At 37.2% G+C, this 19736-nt stretch carries 13 protein-coding genes; 12 read left to right on the forward strand and 1 reads right to left on the reverse strand.

What is annotated here, in order from left to right; genetic code table 11:
- The first annotated feature begins 16 nt into the window (after positions 1 to 16).
- The 11 genes from FB2170_RS16590 (at position 17) to FB2170_RS16640 (ending at position 17269) form a co-directional block, all read left to right on the forward strand.
- Positions 17 to 1681: a hypothetical protein gene (locus tag FB2170_RS16590; protein WP_013307766.1), complete on the forward strand. Its 1665-nt coding sequence runs from the start codon at positions 17 to 19 to the stop codon at positions 1679 to 1681.
- A 1-nt stretch (position 1682) separates the two neighbouring features.
- Positions 1683 to 2252: a hypothetical protein gene (locus tag FB2170_RS16595; protein ID WP_041632922.1), complete on the forward strand. Its 570-nt coding sequence runs from the start codon at positions 1683 to 1685 to the stop codon at positions 2250 to 2252.
- A 21-nt stretch (positions 2253 to 2273) separates the two neighbouring features.
- On the forward strand, positions 2274 to 3578 hold the full coding sequence (locus FB2170_RS16600) for a hypothetical protein (protein WP_013307768.1): 1305 nt from the start codon (positions 2274 to 2276) through the stop codon (positions 3576 to 3578).
- Positions 3579 to 3647: 69 nt separating this feature from the next.
- Positions 3648 to 4937, forward strand: a complete 1290-nt coding sequence (locus FB2170_RS16605) for a hypothetical protein (protein ID WP_013307769.1) — start codon at positions 3648 to 3650, stop codon at positions 4935 to 4937.
- 243 nt (positions 4938 to 5180) lie between these two features.
- A complete protein-coding gene (locus FB2170_RS16610) occupies positions 5181 to 6236 on the forward strand; it encodes a class I SAM-dependent methyltransferase (RefSeq protein ID WP_013307770.1) in 1056 nt (351 codons plus the stop codon).
- A 256-nt stretch (positions 6237 to 6492) separates the two neighbouring features.
- Positions 6493 to 7986 carry a pyridoxal phosphate-dependent decarboxylase family protein gene (locus FB2170_RS16615; RefSeq protein WP_013307771.1) on the forward strand — a complete coding sequence of 498 codons (1494 nt, stop codon included), beginning with the start codon at positions 6493 to 6495 and terminating at the stop codon, positions 7984 to 7986.
- Between the two features lie 20 nt (positions 7987 to 8006).
- A complete protein-coding gene (locus tag FB2170_RS16620) occupies positions 8007 to 9665 on the forward strand; it encodes a tetratricopeptide repeat protein (RefSeq protein WP_013307772.1) in 1659 nt (552 codons plus the stop codon).
- A 9-nt stretch (positions 9666 to 9674) separates the two neighbouring features.
- Positions 9675 to 11345, forward strand: coding sequence for a tetratricopeptide repeat protein (locus tag FB2170_RS16625; RefSeq protein WP_013307773.1), 1671 nt, complete (start codon positions 9675 to 9677; stop codon positions 11343 to 11345).
- Positions 11346 to 11357: 12 nt separating this feature from the next.
- Positions 11358 to 13088: a tetratricopeptide repeat protein gene (locus FB2170_RS16630; RefSeq protein WP_013307774.1), complete on the forward strand. Its 1731-nt coding sequence runs from the start codon at positions 11358 to 11360 to the stop codon at positions 13086 to 13088.
- Between the two features lie 8 nt (positions 13089 to 13096).
- Positions 13097 to 13747 carry an SCO family protein gene (locus tag FB2170_RS16635; RefSeq protein WP_013307775.1) on the forward strand — a complete coding sequence of 217 codons (651 nt, stop codon included), beginning with the start codon at positions 13097 to 13099 and terminating at the stop codon, positions 13745 to 13747.
- A gap of 117 nt (positions 13748 to 13864) precedes the next feature.
- Entirely contained in the window at positions 13865 to 17269 is a 3405-nt protein-coding gene (locus tag FB2170_RS16640) for a HEAT repeat domain-containing protein (protein WP_041632923.1), read from the forward strand.
- Here the strand turns inward: FB2170_RS16640 and FB2170_RS16645 are convergent.
- Positions 17266 to 17649 carry a hypothetical protein gene (locus FB2170_RS16645; protein WP_013307777.1) on the reverse strand — a complete coding sequence of 128 codons (384 nt, stop codon included), beginning with the start codon at positions 17647 to 17649 and terminating at the stop codon, positions 17266 to 17268. The genes FB2170_RS16640 and FB2170_RS16645 overlap by 4 nt on opposite strands.
- Positions 17650 to 17860: 211 nt before the next feature.
- Here FB2170_RS16645 and FB2170_RS16650 point away from each other — a divergent pair, with 211 nt between their 5' ends.
- Entirely contained in the window at positions 17861 to 19735 is a 1875-nt protein-coding gene (locus tag FB2170_RS16650) for a pyruvate kinase (protein WP_013307778.1), read from the forward strand.
- Position 19736 lies beyond the last annotated feature (1 nt).

The following is a 19736-nucleotide window of genomic DNA, read 5'->3' on the forward strand; positions in this document are numbered from 1 at the left end:
AATAGCATAAAAGATCATGAAAAACATTATGGGCTTTTTTAATTACATATTTCCTTTATGTCTATTACTTATAGGATGTAAAGGAAGTATGGTAATTGACTCTTCAAACCAACTTAATTATGCCTATAGTTCTGATAGTTTTGGATATAATGATATTAAAAAACTATATAGTTCAGATACGGTCAATGCAAAACAACCATTCTTCAAAAGTGAGTCATTACAGGAAGCAGAAGTACTCTTAAAGAGTCATTTAACAAAAACTATTTTAAAACAAAATACTGAAAGTAAGTTGGTTTGTTATCAATTAACCAACCCTTCGTTCATTATAAAAAATGAAGGAATCATTACTGACACAGAATTTATTAGCGAAGATTTAGTGAAACCAGTATTTGTTCAGATAGACAATTATGGAAAAATCGGGCATATTTCTTTTGATTCATCAATGACCAACATGGCAGCCGGAATTTTCAAAGATATCATTGGAAGAATGCAATTTGTAAAGCCCATAAAAAAATCAAAAAGTTGGCAAACAGTAGAAGAAAACTCCAATGGTGTCTACACGGCCAATTACCACATTTCAAAGTCCAATTCAACAGGTGATATATACAAAAAAGAATTAGTAAAATATCTGAAGTATAAATCAAAAAGAAAAAATCTGAATATTGATACAGATAATACTACTACGATTGAAACCGATGCCAATGGTACGATTAAAAGCATTTATACTTCTGAAGCGCAAATTGTTTTTTACAATACAGATACTATAAGCGCTTCTGGCACCAAGGTATCCGTATCGTTGACATCAATATCCAAAATAAAAAACAGCTCGAAAGAACATCTTTTAAAAATTAAAAAAACTTCCAATTACGGTAACCAAACAACGTTAAGTGCTCCTGCTTCAGTAGAAAGGGTAACCAAAATGGTCCATGCCGGAACATTAGGGTCAGATAATTGGCAGCAATTATTCCAACGATTATCGGCATCAAAAAACTTGACTAAAGAGAAAAAAGACTTATTAATTGAAAAGTTCAAAGCCATTTTTTATTTATATCCAGATACTTGTAACAATGTGGTTTCCATTTTAGAAAAAGAACCATTTAACTCTGTTATCTCAGTCGTACTTCGTAGTGCTTTATCAAGAACGGAAACATCGGAAGCCACAGATGTTATTGCTGATATTATCACCAATAACAAAAACAATGAAAAGGTACTTGAAGAACTATTACCTGAATTAACAACTACAGCCTTTCCTACTAAGAAGGCTGTGGAGGTTGTAAAATCTATTGCATTTAACACCGAAGACTCACAAGACGATTTCATCACATCAACTGCGCAATTGACCCTGGGTGGTATGGCCTATAGGTTTAAGAAGAACGACACCTTACAAGCTAATAATTTGACCAAATTCCTCATGAATGAAATGAGGTTCGAAAAAGATACGATTCAAAAATTGCTAGTACTCGGAAACACAGGATCCTTTGACATTTTTCCATATGTAGCATCCTTAATTAATGATGATCGAACATCAGATGAATTAAAAGTAGAAGCGGTTTCAGCTCTGCGGCTCATTGAAAATAATCAGGTTTCGGCCTATTTACGAAAATTGCTTCAAGATGAGAGTACTGCAATCAAGGATATGGCAAAAGAGGTACTTGAATTTAGAAAGACAAAATTTGAATAAAATGGAATTAATAAACTTTCAACTTAAGAAAACAAAAAAGAAGTCAGATTTAATCAAGAACAATATTTTCTTGACGCTTTGCATTTTAACCTTTTTAAGTACATCACTTGTACAATCACAAATAAGGCGTAATCAGCGCAATAAAAAAGTAGCTAAAGAACAAGTTGTTTTAAACCCAGCCAATCAGGAGCCACCACTGCCAAAACTTCCCACCTTACAAGGGACTACATGGCGCAATTGGTTAATTCCACATCTTGAAAAAGGAACAAGAAGCTACAATCAATCCATTAGAATTGAGGGACTTCTTGTAAATCCTAATAAATCTACAGCTAACGTACGGTATTCTGTTAACTCAGGAATGGTTTATGAAAGAAAAGGAGTTCCCATAACGTCACAATCAATACATACCATTGAGTTAAGAGCGGGAGAGATGCGTAGGTTTGAATATAAAAACGGATGGGTTAGAGTATTTGCGGACCAACCCATATTAGTATCTGCTAAAAGACATATGTCGATAGGAGAAGACCATTATGTTGAAAACATTGCTGCCTATCTATATCCGGAACAATAGACAATATAATAATTTTTACATATGAAAAATCTCATTATAACATTAATAATTAGTATTACAACAATAGGTGCAATTGAAGCTCAAGTGATACGTGATCATCGCAACAAAACAAAAACTACTAAAAATAAAAAAAGCTCAACTGAAATAGTGTCACCCATTGATGCGTATAAAATTAAAACCCCGAAATATGAAAACAAGGCGCCTAAAATTGATGTTGCAATAGATGATTCTAAAAATAACTTCTTGATTACAAATCCACCTAGAAGTACTCAAGAAGATTTAAATAAATGGAATAGGATAGTAAATAAAATGCTAGGAATTGAAGGGTTTGATCCAGTTAGCAATTTTATTAACTATCCACCATCAGAAAAAAGAATAGTAGGTATTCCAGGTACTGGTTCTAATAATAATTGGATACCATTAAGTTATAAAAAACAAGTTTGCTGTGGAAAATTAGAAAATTTTAAAACCTATGACGGATTTGGTGATGAAATGGACTGGAATTTTTTTGTTCTTCCTAATGACGAGTTTTCATTTTTGATTACTGACGCTCTTCCATATAGGAAGGAAACTAGATTAATGAGTAGTAATGGTTGGCATAAAAATGATAATGGTCAATATCAACTAGAGGCAGAAGTTACCCCTGACCAAAGTTTATACGACAATCCCTTTTTCCCTAAAAAAGGAAGTAAGAAAGTTGGCGATCCAGACGTAGTTCTTGAAGGGAAAGAAGTGTGTTTTTATGGTCCTTGGGTTAGAGAATGGAATCATCATTACAGACCAGAAATACATCCATCAGAAATGATTTGGTGGAGATTAAATGGGGGGTATTATATGATGTTGATACAAGATGATTCTAATAGGTTCGATAGTAAAGATGATTTTGATTTGGATGGATTGTTACCTAATAACTGGAAACCCTGGGCAGAACCACCATTAACAGCTCAATTTAGAATTGCTTTTATAGTAAACCCTTCAGATTCAGGTCTTCCTTACAAAATGCATATTAGTGAAGTGCTCAAAAGGTTTGTTGTTACAAAAGATGATGTAGATGTCTCAAAAGATTCTGACAATGGCATATCTCATACACTAGTAGTAGATAACAAAAAACTTTTAATCGTAAATGAATTGCAAGAAAATGATACAGATATAGGTGTAAAGTTTGTGGAAATTACTAAAAGAACCGATGGTACTATTCAAGGCTATTTACAACTGACTACGAAAGTTGGTGGACCTGATTTAAGTGGAGATGAAGGGTATCATTTAATACACGTTCAGTCTACTATACCTGTTAAGAAATCTTCTCGTCGTTTTGATATAGATTAGAAGGTGTTATAGAAAAGAACACAACTTGAATATGAACTATTTATAAGTTATCAAACAAAATTTTGAAAAATGAAAAATCTATTTATAACATTAATTATTTGTGTTTCTACCATAGGTGTGGTTGAAGCACAGGGGGGAATAAGCTTTAGTAATTTTAATGCCGAAAAAATTTCCAATTCAGAGCTTTTAATTTCTATTGATTATGTTCTTTCTGAAGAAATGGAGTCAAAAGAAATATTTATTCAGGCTAATCCTGTTTTGAAAGATGGAAGAAATATATACAAAGAGGTTTTTCTAGACCGGAAACCTTTAGAAGCTAGTAATCATCAAGTGAGTTTTAAAATTTCCAAAAAACCTAGAGGAAAAGGTTTTAGGAGTGAAAGCATAAGAGTATGTGTGACAGAAAGCAGAAGTATCCTATTATGTGAAGAGTTTCCTTTTATAATGTCATGGAATGAAACTGAAGCTTTTCCCAAAGCAAAAATAATATCTTTTACTTCAGATAATATTCTTGTAGAAAAAGGAACAGCAGTTACCCTCTCTTGGGAAACAGAAAATGCTTCAAAAGTTAATTTAGGCAGAATGGGAACAAGAGAGTATCGCGGTGTACCAAATAGCGGATCGGAAACTGTTTTAATAGATGAAACCACAACCTATGTACTTATGGCCAGTTCTAAGTCATCAAAAGGGGCGGTAAAAGCTGAAAGTAGCAAACTTAAAATTACAGTGGCTCAAAACCAACTTGATATAGGAAGTTTTTATGCGAGTCATCCTACTATTAGAAGAGGAATAGAAACAAAACTTTTATGGAATGTTTACAATGCCGATAAAGTTACACTTAACGGTAAACCAGTCGAGGATTACGGAGACCTAATCGTATCACCAAAACGTACTACGAGGTATACTTTAAGAGCTAAAAAGGACGATAATATTGTGGAAGAATTCCTGAGCATATACGTAACGCCATTTGGAGCTCCAAAGCTGTCCGATCCATTATATAGTTTGGAAATTTGTAAAAAAATTGAAACCAAAAATGGATACTCGAAATGTATTTCATCAGATGGTCCTTTTGTAACAGGAGATGAAATTTATATCATGGCACGATTTAAAAATCTTCCTAAAGGTAAACACAGTGTGAAACGAATTACCTATAGAGGACTTTATTTTAAAGACAAATGGATTAAGGCACATGAAGAAGAAAGTAGCTTCCAAAATCCTGGAAAAGGAGAGGGTCTTATAACTTTTCCTATTGTCAACCTTGGTGAAGGAGCAAAAAAACTCAAAATAATCATTAACGATAATAAGGAAACTAATAGTGAAATCATCTATTGTATCGACTGTTCTCGAATGTGGGAATAGATTTTATAACAATGATAATCCATATTACAACCTTTTGCAGCGATTCACGAATACTCCTATGAAATGAATGAATGGTGAAAGTCATTCTGGTATGATATAACTAAAATTGTAGTAGGCCATTACACAATAGAATTAAAAGACAAAGAGGTCAGCACACTATTTAAACGTAATAATTCCCTCATATTACAAATTAGAACAACTCTTCACCGGTTGTTTAAGTACTAACAAATTAATATAAATATCATGGAATTAAACGAAGAAAAATTACACGACTTATTAGGTAAAGTAGTAACTGAAATGGGAGCTGCGGCAAATGGTCCACTTGTCACTTTAGGTGACAAACTCGGCTTGTACAAATCGTTGTCGGAATCTGGCCCAATGACTTCTGGCGAGTTGGCCTCGGCCACAGGTACAGCTGAACGATATGTTCGTGAGTGGCTATCAGCCCAAGCTGCATCTGGATATATTGCGTACGATGCCAAGAATAATACCTTCTCAATGACTCCAGAACAAGCTGCTGTATTTGGCGATGCCAAAAGTCCGGTATTTATGACTGGAGCGTTTTATGCAATTACCTCGGTATACCACGATGAACCCAAAATAGAAAAAGCGTTTAAAACAGGGGAAGGGGTTTCTTGGGGAGATCATAATAGCTGTCTCTTCTGCGGAACTGAAAAATTTTTCAGTCCGTCCTATGAAAGCAATTTAACTTCAAATTGGTTACCAGCTTTGGATGGTGTTGTCGAAAAATTGGAAAAGGGGGCCAAGGTAGCCGATATTGGATGTGGTCATGCGGCATCCACTATAATTATGGCAAAAGCATTTCCCAATTCCACGTTTTTTGGATATGATTTTCATGACAAATCTATTCAAAAAGCCATGCAAAGAGCAAAAGAAGCAGGTGTCACAAATGCCACTTTCAGAGTTGCCACTGCGAAAGATTTCCCTGGCAAGGATTACGATTTTGTTACTTTCTTTGATTGTTTACACGATATGGGTGACCCAGTTGGGGCATGCGCCCATGTAAAAGATGCCCTGAAACCAGACGGCACTTGCATGGTGGTTGAACCTTTTGCAAAAGACTCCTTAGAGGAAAACCTGAATCCTGTTGGTCGTGCTTTTTATGCATTTTCCACAATGCTTTGTACCCCTTGTTCCCTTAATCAGGAAGTTGGCCTAGCCTTGGGTGCACAAGCGGGTGAAAAACGACTTAAAGAAGTAATCACTTCAGGTGGTTTCAATAGTTTTAAAAAGGTAGTAGAGACTCCTTTTAATCTAATCCTTGAGGCCAGGGCATAACAAAAGTTAACCTACTTATCTATGAAAATGTAGACCAGCAACAGCTGAATAAACAAAAACTATTAAAGAAGCTCACAAATATCTTAATGCATTAATACATATTTTAGTGCCAAGTATGACCTATATGCAACCAAATACACATTTTGTCAACTTCGATTGTTTTACCTACTTACATTATAGGTTATGGTTAGCAGTTACAGACAATAAAAGCTGAAACGAGTGGCTAGAAAGTAATTAAGAATAGATCGAAAAATAAATGTCCAAAAATAGAAATACACCCATTGAAATTCACAAGTCCGACTTCAAAAAAATCGGCTATAATCTCATTGATATCATTGCGAACTTTTTTGATGCTGTGGATGACTATCCAGTAACTCCTGGCGAATCAGCCCTCCAATTGCAAAAAGTCTTGGGCACTTCAAATTTACCTGAAGAAGGAAAATCTGCAGAGGAAATTATTTCAAAATCTTTAAACCTATTATTAAATCATTCCTTATTCAATGGGCACCCTAGATTCATGGGGTACATCACCTCCTCACCTGCACCAATTGGAGTTTTGGCAGACATGCTTGCTTCCGCTGTAAATCAAAATGTAGGTGCTCAGATTTTGAGCCCAATGGCCACAGAAATCGAAAAACAAACAATACAATGGTTGGCAGAATTTATTGGGGTATCACCTAGTTATGGTGGAATTTTGGTCAGTGGTGGAAACATGGCAAACTTTACCGCTTTTTTGGCTGCAAGAACTGCTAAGGCCCCAAAAAGTTTAAAAGAAGAAGGTTTACTGAATTCCAACTCAAGGTTAATGGTCTATTGTTCCAAAACCACCCATACTTGGGTAGAAAAGGCCGCTATCCTTTTTGGTCATGGTTCAAAGTCAGTTAGATGGATTCCTACTGATTCCGAGAATAAAATGAACAACGAACTACTTTCCATAGCCATAAAACAAGATATTGAAAAAGGTTACCAACCCTTTATGGTCATTGGTACCGCAGGAGATGTAAGCACCGGTGCGGTGGATAATCTGACCGAGATCGCTTTAATCTGTAAAGAACAAAATCTTTGGTTTCATATTGATGGGGCTTATGGAGCACCCGCAGCCATTATTCCTGAGTTGAAAGAGCTGTTCCTAGGAATAGAAGAGGCCGATTCTATTGCTTTGGACCCCCATAAATGGCTATATGCACCGCTTGAAGCGGGTTGTACTTTGGTTAAAAACCCAAAACACCTAATAGACACTTTCAGTTCAAATCCTGAATATTACAACTTCACAAAAGACGAAGAAGGACAATCTCTTAATTTTTATGAATACGGACTTCAAAACTCAAGAGGTTTCAGGGCATTAAAGGTTTGGATGGCTTTGCAACAAAATGGTAGAAAGGGTTATAAGAAAATGATTGGAGAGGACATCGTTTTGTCCCAATTGCTTTTTGATTTAGCAACTTCCCATCCAGAATTGGAAGCCATAACACAAAATTTGAGCATTACCACATTTAGGTATGTTCCGCAACAAGGTCTTCCGAATGACAAAGAGAAACGTGAAACCTACCTAAACACCTTGAATGAAAAAATATTGGACAAACTACAACAAGGTGGAGAGGTCTTTTTATCAAATGCCATTATCAATGAAAAGTATTGTCTTAGAGGATGCATTGTAAACTTTAGAACTTCTCAAAAAGATATAGAAGAAATTATTGAAATTGTTGTTAGAGAAGGAGATAAAATGCATCGCGAACTACAAACAAACTGACTAAATCAAAACCAAAATCCATGACAAAAACAATCAAATTACTTTTAATAACCTTAATCTTTATAGGATGTAAGGATAAAACAACTCCGTCGTTAGCTTCCTTAGACCTAACAAGAGGAGAGTTATTATTATGTGGTGATGGTCAATTTGGGGAAGTTAGTTTCTCTGAATCCTGTAGCTATGAAACTCGAGAGACTTTTAATCTCGCCATTGCTCTATTACACTCTTTTGAGTATATCGAAGCTGAAAAGGCTTTTGTTCAAGTGATTGATGTCGACCCTGAATGTCCTATGGCATATTGGGGTGTGGCCATGAGTATATACCACGGACTATGGGCTCCGCCTTCAGAAGATGTACTTATTAAAGGAAATAAATTGATTAATGCTGCGAAAAGTTTACCAAAATCTAAAAAAGCAGCTCAATATTTAGATGCTATTGGTGCTTTTTATGAAGATTGGAAAACCGTGGACAATCAAACCCGAAAGGAGCGGTATGCTCAAAAAATGAAGGAAATGTACCTTGCCAACACCAATGATACCGAGGTTGGCGTTTTTTATGCGTTGGCCTTGAGAGCATCAGCTCTGCCAACAGATAAAACCTATAAAATTCAACAAGAAGCGGGTAAAATATTGGAACGTTTATTTGAAAAAGAACCTAATCATCCTGGAATCGCACATTATATAATTCATTCGTATGATTATCCTGAATTGGCAGAACTCGGACTTAATACAGCCCGGCGCTATGCACAAATTGCACCTAATTCTGCACATGCCCAGCATATGCCCTCTCATATTTTTACACGATTAGGTCTATGGCAAGAGTCTATAGATACGAATATTAATTCTGCTTCTTCAGCTACTTGTTATGCTGAAAGCATAGCGCCTGGAGCGCATTGGGATGAGGAAGTGCATGCGATGGGCTATTTAGTTTATTCTTATCTACAAACCGGAGATAATGTAAATGCTATAGAGCAGTACGAATATTTTAAAACATTTAAAGAAATTTTTCCTCCAAATTTTAAAATCGCTTATACCGCAGCGGCCATTCCGGCACGAATAGCTGTTGAAAACAAAAATTGGGAAGAAGCTTCTAAAATAGAATTACCAAATAACATTGAACTGGATTGGGAACAATTTCCTTGGCAAAAATCACTATTACACTTTGCTAAGGCTTTAGGAAGTATCCATACAAATGATTTAGAAAGTGCCCAATCTCAACTCGATCTGCTTAGCTCATTTGAGGATGAGTTAAAAGCAATAAATGATGCTTACAAAGCCAATCAAGTTGCAATTCAAATAAAGTCAGCTGAAGCCTGGTTACAACTCAAAAAAGGAAATCAAGAAGATGCATTGAAGTTAATGACCAAAGCTGCGGAAATGGAAAGCTTAACTTCTAAACATCCGGTAACGCCGGGTGAGATACTACCAGCAGATGAACTTTTGGCAGATATGCTCTTGGCTATAAAAAAACCAAAAGAGGCATTAGTTGTATATGAATTGAACTTAGTTAGACGACCCAATAGATTTAATGGTGTTTATGGAGCTGCCTTAGCGGCCAAACAGTCTGGTAATCTAGAAAAAGCAAATCAATATTTTAACCAACTTATTGATTTGACCAAAAATTCCGATAGTACTCGTCCCGAAATTGAAGAAGCCAAAAAGTTTATACAACAATCTTAAACCAATAATATGAAAACCACAATCAATTTAGTTTTACTAATTCTCTTGTGTTTAGGATGCAAAGATAAAAAAACCACTCCTGCAATAGCGTCTCTAGACCTAGTCAGAGGGGAGCTTTTACTTTGTGGTGATGGTCAATTTGGTGAAATTAAATTTTCATTATCCTGTAGTTACGAAACAAGAGCTGATTTTGACCTTGCCGTTGCACTCCTGCATTCATTCCAATATGCTGAAGCCGAGAAAGCCTTCGTAAAAGTTATTGATGCCGACCCCAATTGTCCAATGGCTTATTGGGGAGTTGCTATGAGTATTTATCATGCCGCATGGTTTCCTCCTTCTGAGAAAGATTTAATTAAAGGCTCTAAAGTTTTAGCGGTCGCCAAACAACTGTCGATGGACGAGAAGCAACATGATTATATAAATGCCATTGATTCCTTTTACTCCGATTGGCAAAATGTTGACCACAAAACAAGGGCCAAGCGTTTCGAAGAAGAGATGGAAAAAATCTATCTAAAATATCCTGAAGATATTGAAGCTGCCATTTTTTATACTTTGGCCTTATACTCTACCAGAGATAGGGTAGGGAAAGAATATAAAAACGAAATAAAGGCAGGGAAAATCCTTGAATCACTTTTTGCCGACAACCCTGATCATCCTGGCATCGCCCATTACATAATTCATAATTATGACAATTCCGTTTTAGCGGAAAAAGGATTGGAAACGGCTCGTAGATATGCGAAAATAGCACCTTCCTCATCTCACGCCCAGCATATGCCATCACATATTTTCACCAGATTGGGAATCTGGGAAGAGTCGATACAATCAAATATTGAGTCTGCCGAAAGCTCAAGATGTTATACTCAAGCCTTAGGGATTAATGAAGGTTACTTTGAGGAGCTACATGCCATAGATTATTTGGTCTATGCCTATTTACAAAAAGGAGATAATGCTAAAGCTGAAGAGCAATATGAACTAATAAATAAACTAAGGTCCTTTTACCCTACCACCATCACGGCGGTTATTTATCCAATTGCCGCAATACCTTCAAGGTTAGCACTTGAGAACAAAAATTGGGAGAGGGCTGTAAACCTTGAATTGCAAGAAATGGACTTGGACTGGGAACAATTCCCTTGGCAAAAAGCCATTCATCATTTTGCTAAAGCATTAGGAGCATCAAACACAAAGGATTTCTCTTTGGCTGAAGAACAGATTGCTATAATTACAAAATTGTATGAGAATTTAGCTGCCCAAAATGACCGCTCTAAGTTTATTCAGGTAAAACAGGTTCAGATACAAGTTAAAACAGCACAGGCTTGGTTACAGTTTAACAAAAATGATAAAGAAAACGGATTAGCATTAATGCAAGAAGCCGCTGAGATGGAACGTAAAACAAGTTTACATCCAGTAACCCCTGGTGACGTTTTACCCGCTATAGAATTATTGGGAGATATGCTTTTAGACATGAATAGACCAAAAGAAGCATTAGCTGCTTACCAAGAGAATCTAAATAAACATCCAGAAAGATTTAATGGCGTTTACGGTGCTGCCATAGCGGCCAAACAGTCTGGTAATCTAGAAAAAGCAAATCAATATTTTAACCAACTTATTGATTTGACCAAAAATTCCGATAGTACTCGTCCCGAAATTGAAGAAGCCAAAAAATTTATACAAAAATCCTAAAACAAGAACAAAATGAAAACAAAAATCAGCTTAGGAGTTTCAGTATTATTTCTATTGTTACTAGTTCATTTTATGAACAAAAATTCGAAAACGACCAATAAAGTCGATTATCAAAAAGCGTCATTTAGCTTTACAAAATGCACGCCCACCAAGTATTTATTGGATGTGGTTGATACTACACGCCAAATATCGCCTTTATTTGAAAACTTAGGGAATCTACATTTTCCAGTAACTGTAAACAACGCACGCACGCAAGCATTTTTTGACCAAGGCATAAAACTGTCCTATGCTTTTAATCACGCAGAAGGACATCGTTCATTTATGGAAGCAGCGCGTTTAGATCCTAACTCTGCCATGACCTATTGGGGACAAGCATTTGCTTTGGGACCAAACATCAACGACCCCCTACCATTAGATGAACGGAAAATCAAAATCAATGAAACAATGGTAAAAGCAAGGAACTTGGCTGCAAAATCGACTGCAAAGGAGCAAGCACTAATTGAGGCCTTATCGGCAAGATACAGTGAAGATCTGACCAAAGATGTTGCAGAACTCAATATGGCCTATATGCATGCTATGGAAAAGGTTGTAAAAAAATATCCTGAAGATGCCAACATACAAATACTATATGCCGCATCGGTAATGAATACAGTTCCATGGAATTATTGGGATAAAGATGGGAATCCATCTCCGAATATAGCAGAGGCCAAAGCTGCTCTTGAAAAGGCGATGAAACTAGAACCTGAGAATCCTGGAGGGCATCACTATTATATTCACATGGTAGAACTTCCCTATCCAGATCTTGGGGTACCTAGTGCGGATCAATTGGCATCTTTAATGCCAGGAGCCGGACATATTGTACATATGCCTTCGCATATCTATATTCGAGTAGGGCGTTATTTAGACGCGGTTAAGGTGAACCAAACCGCAATTTTGGCCGATGAGGATTATATTGCCCAATGTTTCTCACAAGGCCTTTATCCCCTAGCCTATTATCCACATAACATACATTTTTTATGGTCTTCGGCCAGTTTATTGGGTGATAGCGATATAGCAATAGACGCTGCCAAGAAAACCGCTGAAAAAGTACCTACTGGAGAATTGGCTACACTTACCTTCTTACAAGATTTTGCCTCTACGCCATTGTTGGCCTATACACGGTTTGGGAAATGGAACGAGATTCTGACAATCCCTGCTCCCAGTGCTGATATTAAACACCTTAATCTAATGAGACATTATGCTAGGGGAATTGCTTTTATTAGAAAAGGAAATGTGAAAGAGGCCGAAGAAGAATTGGAAGCCATTGCCACCCTCAAAAAAGATCCAGAATTGGAATCCTTGGTAGCTACTGCGAATAATACATCCAATCGAATAGCCAATATAGCCTATGAAGTAGTGGCTGGAGAATTGGCCGCATTGAAAGGTGATGTTTCAAATGCTATTGAACACCTCGAAAATGCTGTGATATTTGAAGATGGTTTAACCTATACAGAGCCTGCTGCCTGGCATATTCCAACACGTCAAAACCTGGGAGCGATTTTAATGAAGGATAAAAAGTTTGCAGAAGCTGAGAAAATCTATAAAGAAGATTTAAAGGTGTTACGTCAAAATGGCTGGTCCTTAATAGGGCTTCATAACAGCTTAAAAGCACAAGGTAAAATGCAAGAAGCGAAGGTTATTAAACTGGAGTTTGATAAGGCTTGGGAACATGCTGACATCCAAATTGACAATTCAATCCTCTAATTTAACAAATGGAAACATCAAAAAAAACAATAATACCTATAGTGCTTGGCACTATAGGTATTATTGTTTTAATCTTTTTTCTTTTAAATGAAGAAGCGCAACTACCAGTTTATAATCCATCTGATTTTAATCCTGAATTGGTAGATATTTCTATACGAAAAACAGAATCTCATATAGTCGCTGATTTTGAGTTAATCAATCAAAATGGTGAAACTATAACACAGGAAGATTACAAAGACAAAATTTATGTTACCGATTTTTTCTTTACTCGTTGCCCCAGCATCTGCCCTATCATGTCCAATAACATGGAAAAATTGCAAGAAGAATTCATGAAAAATGATGATATCAAGTTTTTATCATTATCCGTGACACCTAAACTGGACAGTGTTCCAATTCTTAAGGAATACTCGGAAAAACATGGTGCAATTGATGGTAAATGGAATATAACCACTGGGGATAAAAAACACATTTATAACCTTGCACGAAAAAGTTACTTTGCTGTGGTGGAACAAGGTGACGGAGGATTGCAAGACTTTATACACACTCCCAATTTTATATTGGTCGACAAAAAGAAACGCATACGCGGGGTCTATGATGGCACCATGGGTGATGAAATTGAACGAATCACCAAGGATATAATTCTTTTACAAAAAGAATGAAAGTTCTGTATATTGTTATAATACTGTTCTAATGGCAGAATTGATTTTTTCTTTTTCCAATACTTGGTATAATTCCCTATTTTTAAGAAGTACAACCACACTTCTTAAAAACCTTTCATGAAATTCCGTCGATCTCAGCTTTTACTCATATTGGTGATATTCTCAGTAACAGTCATCTCTTCATGTAGTCCTAATTCGAATAAACCAATTGAGATACCATTGGTGAAATATGAGGATTCTGTAACTGGAGCTAGTTACGCCAAGGAAATAAGAGAAAACACTGCAGCTATTTTAGCCCCAGGTTTGGAATTAAGTCTATGGGCTTCCGATTCACTGGCTCCTGACCCTATTGCTATGGACATTGATGATAAAGGAAGAATCTATCTTACACGTACTAATCGCCAGAAAAATTCTGAATTTGATATCCGCGGGTTTCGGGATTGGATGACTCCTTCCATAGCACTCCAATCAGTTGAGGATCGCAGGGCATTTTTGAGAAGCACTTTTTCGCCAGAAAATAGCGAAGAAAATGAATGGTTAAAAGATTTGAACAATGATAGCATTCATGACTGGCGCGATTTAGCAGTTGAGAAAGATGAAGTTTGGATGTTGGAAGACAGTAATGGCAACGGGAGGGCAGATATATCTACCCGTATTCTTGAAGACTTCAATGAAGAAATTACAGATGTAGCCGGAGCACTTTTAGTGACCAATGATGATGTTTATGTGGGCGTGGGACCCGATTTTTGGCGATTGCAGGACACGAATGATGATGGGGTGTTGGATGAAAAAACATCTTTGGCAAATGGCTTTGCAGTACACATTGGGTTCAGTGGTCATGGAATGTCCGGGGCGATACAAGGACCGGATGGAAAAATTTATTGGGGCATAGGTGATATCGGGGCTAGTTTAACTACTGTAAATGGGGCCAAACATCACTACCCAAATCAAGGTATAATTGTACGCTGTAACCCAGACGGCAGTAATTTTGAGGTTTTCGCACGTGGACTTAGAAACACCCATGAGTTTGTTTTTGATGCGTACGGCAATATTATTTCTTCGGATAATGACGGTGACCATCGGGGGGAAAGCGAACGTTTAGTACATATTGTTGAAGGTTCTGATGCTGGTTGGAGAGCCAATTGGCAGTATGGAAAGTATACGGATCCTAAGAACAATAGCTATAAGGTTTGGATGGATGAAAAATTGTTTAAACCAAGATGGGACGGACAAGCCGCTTATATTATTCCACCAATAGTTAATTTTCACAATGGCCCAACCGGGATGGCCTATAATCCAGGAACCGCATTGGGTAAAGATTGGTTAAACAAATTCTTTTTGGTAGAATTTGTTGGGGACCCCGGCAGGTCACATATCTGGTCATTTGATTTGAAGCCCAAAGGTGCCTCCTTTGATTTGGGTGTGGATCAAGATATGATGAGTGGTGTACTTCCAACTGGTCTTCGCTTTGGTCCAGATGGGGCGCTCTATTTTTCGGATTGGATCACTGGTTGGGGCACAAAAAATTACGGCCGTGTTTGGAAGTTGGATGTAACCGAAAATGATTTAGAGTCAGAACGTCAAGAAACAAAGCGTTTAATGACATTGGATTACGAAAACGAATCCACAACCGATTTAGTGACATTGCTTGCCTATACTGATATGCGCATTCGTAAAAAAGCGCAATTTGAATTAGCAAATCGTACGTTTTGGGGTTATAGAGCGTTAAAAAGAGTGATAACTGAAGATCGTAATCAATTTGCAAGAATACATGCGATATGGGGAATTGGGCAACTAGCTGGTAATAATCCAAACAAGGCAGAACCTTTGCTTGACCTTTTAAAAGATAATGATCCAGAAATCATTGCCCAGGCTGCAAAAGTTTTGGGAGATATTAGATTTACCAAGTCTGGTACTCATCTCATACCTCTATTGCAACACGATAATGCTAGGGTAAAGTTTTTCGCAGCACAGGCATTGGGAAGAATAAAACATGGGGATGCTATTCAACCCCTATTGGCGCTTATTGAAAGAAATGCCGATAAAGATATTTATCTGAGGCATGCAGCAGTTTTAGCACTTTCTAGAATAGGGCAAATTTCGCCAATAACGGAACTTGCAAAAAATCCGAACAGAAGTCTACGAATAGCCGCGGTATTAGTTTTGCGTCGGTTACAGAGCGAGCAAGTTGCACTATTCTTAGCAGATGAAGATGAATTTATTGTCACTGAAGCTGCTCGAGCAATTAATGATGATTGGTCCATTGAAAAAGTACTCCCAGATTTGGCAGAGGTATTAACGGAAAAGCGGTTTGCCTCTGAACCCCTTTTACGTAGGGCTATTAATGCAGCCCTCCGTGTTGGCGGCGAAACGGAGTTGAACAACCTTATTGCATTTGCCAAAAGATCAGATGTTGCCGGAAATTTAAGGGGTGAAGCTCTGGCTACTATAGGTACTTGGGGTGAGCCTTCGGTTTTGGATAGAGTTGATGGGCGTTATCGCGGTGAAATCAAAAGAGATCCCAAACTGGTGAAATCGAAAATAGAAAATGAGATTGCTGTATTTTTGAAGGATAATGATCCCGAAATTCTTGTTGGTGCTGCTAAAACCTTAAGCTTGTTAGGTATAGAATCCCAAAACAATACCCTAAATAACATCTTGAGAAAGCATAAATCGGCCAATGTTCGTTCGGCTGCACTAAATGCATTGGGTCAATTAAATTCTTCGGGTATTGAATCAGCAATTCGTATGGGAATGCAGGACAAAGACCAAAATGTACGTGCTGCGGCAGTAGGATTGATTTCCAAACTGGAATTATCCAAAGAAAAACTTCCAACAATTGTTGGTCCAATATTCAAGTCTGGCTCAACTAGGGAGCAGCAAAAAATGTTGGAAGTACTTGGTAACCTTCCTTTGGAGAAAAGCGAAAGCACTTTACATAGTTTGATCAATCAAGCAACGACAAATTCCTTAGACCAGGGAATCATTCTTGATTTGGTAGAAGCGGTCGAATCCTCAGGCTCTCAAACTCTGATAGGTAAGATGCAAAAACTAAAAAACAATGACTCAAGTTTAGATTCGTACAAAGAAACGCTGTATGGTGGTGAATGGTGGCCTGGTAGATCTGTTTTTATAAGTAACCCTACTGCACAATGTGTTCGTTGTCATGCCGTGGATGGTGCAGGCGGAAAAGTTGGTCCACCATTGGATAATATTGCCAATATACTTTCCCGAGAAGAGATTTTGGAGTCCTTAATAGAACCTAGTGCACGTTTGGCACCAGGTTATGGTACCGTAACCGTAACGCTTAAGGATGGTCAAGAAATAACTGGGGTTTTAGAAGATGAAACCAAACATGAAATTATTTTAAGAACCTCAGATGCCGAACCGATGGAAATTGCAGTTTCACGAATAAGCAAGCGAAAAAATAGTGTTTCCGCTATGCCGGCAATGGGTAAAATGATCACAAAAAGAGAGCTCAGGAACCTTATTGAATACCTTTCAAGCCTAAAAGAGAATTAGACCGCTTTATTTTTATTGGAAACAATATAAAGTCGGTTCAATTTTTCAAACTGTTTATATATTAATTGCTTCTCTTCAAGATTAAATTCGCGTTGCTCAAACCAGTCATGAACTTTAATTTTTTGATTTTCAATTTGTGCTGTTCGAATGGCCTTTAATGAAACCTTATGCCAATGATTAGCATAATCGCGGGCCACTGAATAACCCACATCCTCCATTATAAATGATTCTTTGGGCTTGTTTACAAGTCGGACACCATTTTTTAGAATGGCAAGAGTTTTTGTAAGCCTAACAACTTCAGAAAAAGTATAGCGTGCAAAGTCTTCAAACCCATCACGTTTTACTGTATACATTTTATCTCCAACTTCCAATAACTCCATAGATTTATTAAAAAAGGCGTAAAAATAAAAACACTATCCTAATAAACTATTACCCCCTAAACTATTTTTTTGAACACAATGCGAAATAACCAATTTTTAGCGCTCATTTTACCCTTAAAACGTCCTTGAAATGGGCTTTATAGTTTAACTTTACAATGGATTTTTCTAAAACAAAATCCTGATTCATTCTGTATTGTAAATTATCTGCGTTATGAGAAATAGAGAGCAACGATTAAGGGCTCTTAGTGCAAAGCTAGATGCCTTTTTAGCAAAGACAAAGGAGATGGAAATGCAATATGCCGAGGAACTGGAAGCTGTTCATCCCGTACATCTTAAAAGTGCCGAAAACTTGATTCATTATCTAGCCGTAAGAACCTTTGATATTGATGCCATGGAAGAGGAGCTTATGCAGTTAGGTTTTCCAGCACTCTCTGCTGCAGAGGGCCATGTTATGAAAGGAATTTACAACCTGAAGCGCCTTATCAACAGTCTATTGAATGAAAAAGACACATTACCTACCAATGGTATTCTTACAATTGAGAAAGGCAATAAATTATTGAATAAGAATACCACATTATTGTTTGGGCATAAATCATTGAACAGGTTTACCCGTATAATGGTGACCTTACCAAATACCGCAGCTGAAGACCTCGGATTTATACGAAAACTATTGGCCAATGGTATGAATTGTGCACGAATCAATTGTGCGCATGATACACCCGAAGATTGGCTAAAGATGATTGATAATTTAAAAATAGCCAGTAAACGTCAACGTAAAAAATGTAAGATTGCAATGGATTTATCAGGGCCTAAATTAAGAACCGGTCCAATGGTTGAAGGTCCTAAAGTAATTCATATTACCCCTGAACGAGATGATTTGGGTAGAGTGGTCAATCCATCAAAAATTTGGATTGCCGCTCCTGACATACCTCCTCCTATCTTATCGGATTATCAAGTACATATTCCAGTAGATCCTAAGCTGTTCTCGAAAATCAAGAAAGGTGACACTCTTAGATTTACTGATGCAAGAGATAAAAAATGTAAGATTATTGTTAAAGGGAAAGATGGTAAGGCCAGAGTGGGTTATTGTTCAGACTCCGCCTACCTTGAAACTGGCACAGAAATATTTTTGCATAAAGATAAATCGAAGGAAAATCAAAAACCCTTTAGAGTCGGAGAGCTTTTGCCCAAGGAACAATTTATCGTACTACATTCTGAAGATCGTCTTAGACTGCATAAAGAAAGTATTCCCGGTGAATCCACGGTACATGACGAAAATGGAAAATTGATTAAACTAGCTCATGTTTCATGTACCTTACCTCAGGTCTTTGAGGATGCCAAAAAAGGAGAACCTATTTATTTTGATGATGGAAAAATAGAAGGAATTATCGAAAAAGTCACTGCTGAGGACATTGTTGTTAAAATCACTCATGCTAAAGACAAAGGCAGTAAATTAAAAGCTGACAAAGGCATAAACCTACCCAAGAGTGACTTAAAAATAAGTGGCTTGACCAATAAAGATAGGGAAGACATAAAATTTATCGCAAAACATGCAGATGCCGTAAACTTCTCCTTTGTAAATTCCAAAGAGGATATTCTGGATTTATATAATGAACTTGACAAACTTGATTCCAAAATTGGGGTTATCCTTAAAATTGAGACCGAAAAAGGGTTTTCTAACCTACCCTCTATATTATTAACAGCCATGCGTTCATTCCCGATTGGTGTAATGACAGCTAGAGGTGATTTGGCCATAGAAACGGGTTGGAAAAATTTCGCATCGATACAACAAGAAATCATGCGTATATGTGCTGCTGCCCATATCCCCAATATTTGGGCGACCCAAGTATTAGAAAATTTGGCAAAAAAGGGAACACCTTCACGAGCCGAAATAACTGATGCCGCTTTGGCCCAACAGGCTGAATGTGTTATGCTGAACAAGGGCTATTATATTCAAAGAGCCGTGAAAATGTTGGACAAAATTCTAAGACGTATGGAACGGTTTCAAAGAAAAAACCAACGCAGATTACCTCGTTTGGAGAATGCTGATAAGCTGCAAATCTCTCATGAGGTATATGATGTCTAGA

Origin of the sequence: Maribacter sp. HTCC2170, assembly GCF_000153165.2 — a bacterium.
GTDB lineage: Bacteria > Bacteroidota > Bacteroidia > Flavobacteriales > Flavobacteriaceae > Maribacter_A.

Excerpts from the sequence above, each read along its gene's own strand:
- FB2170_RS16600 (WP_013307768.1), top strand. The coding sequence starts at position 2,274 with ATGAAAAATCTCATTATAACATTAATAATTAGTATTACAACAATAGGT.
- FB2170_RS16620 (WP_013307772.1), top strand. The coding sequence starts at position 8,007 with ATGACAAAAACAATCAAATTACTTTTAATAACCTTAATCTTTATAGGA.
- FB2170_RS16640 (WP_041632923.1), top strand. The coding sequence starts at position 13,865 with ATGAAATTCCGTCGATCTCAGCTTTTACTCATATTGGTGATATTCTCA.
- FB2170_RS16615 (WP_013307771.1), top strand. The coding sequence starts at position 6,493 with ATGTCCAAAAATAGAAATACACCCATTGAAATTCACAAGTCCGACTTC.
- FB2170_RS16590 (WP_013307766.1), top strand. The coding sequence starts at position 17 with ATGAAAAACATTATGGGCTTTTTTAATTACATATTTCCTTTATGTCTA.
- FB2170_RS16595 (WP_041632922.1), top strand. The coding sequence starts at position 1,683 with ATGGAATTAATAAACTTTCAACTTAAGAAAACAAAAAAGAAGTCAGAT.
- FB2170_RS16610 (WP_013307770.1), top strand. The coding sequence starts at position 5,181 with ATGGAATTAAACGAAGAAAAATTACACGACTTATTAGGTAAAGTAGTA.
- FB2170_RS16605 (WP_013307769.1), top strand. The coding sequence starts at position 3,648 with ATGAAAAATCTATTTATAACATTAATTATTTGTGTTTCTACCATAGGT.
- FB2170_RS16625 (WP_013307773.1), top strand. The coding sequence starts at position 9,675 with ATGAAAACCACAATCAATTTAGTTTTACTAATTCTCTTGTGTTTAGGA.
- FB2170_RS16650 (WP_013307778.1), top strand. The coding sequence starts at position 17,861 with ATGAGAAATAGAGAGCAACGATTAAGGGCTCTTAGTGCAAAGCTAGAT.
- FB2170_RS16635 (WP_013307775.1), top strand. The coding sequence starts at position 13,097 with ATGGAAACATCAAAAAAAACAATAATACCTATAGTGCTTGGCACTATA.
- FB2170_RS16630 (WP_013307774.1), top strand. The coding sequence starts at position 11,358 with ATGAAAACAAAAATCAGCTTAGGAGTTTCAGTATTATTTCTATTGTTA.
- FB2170_RS16645 (WP_013307777.1), bottom strand. The coding sequence starts at position 17,649 with ATGGAGTTATTGGAAGTTGGAGATAAAATGTATACAGTAAAACGTGAT.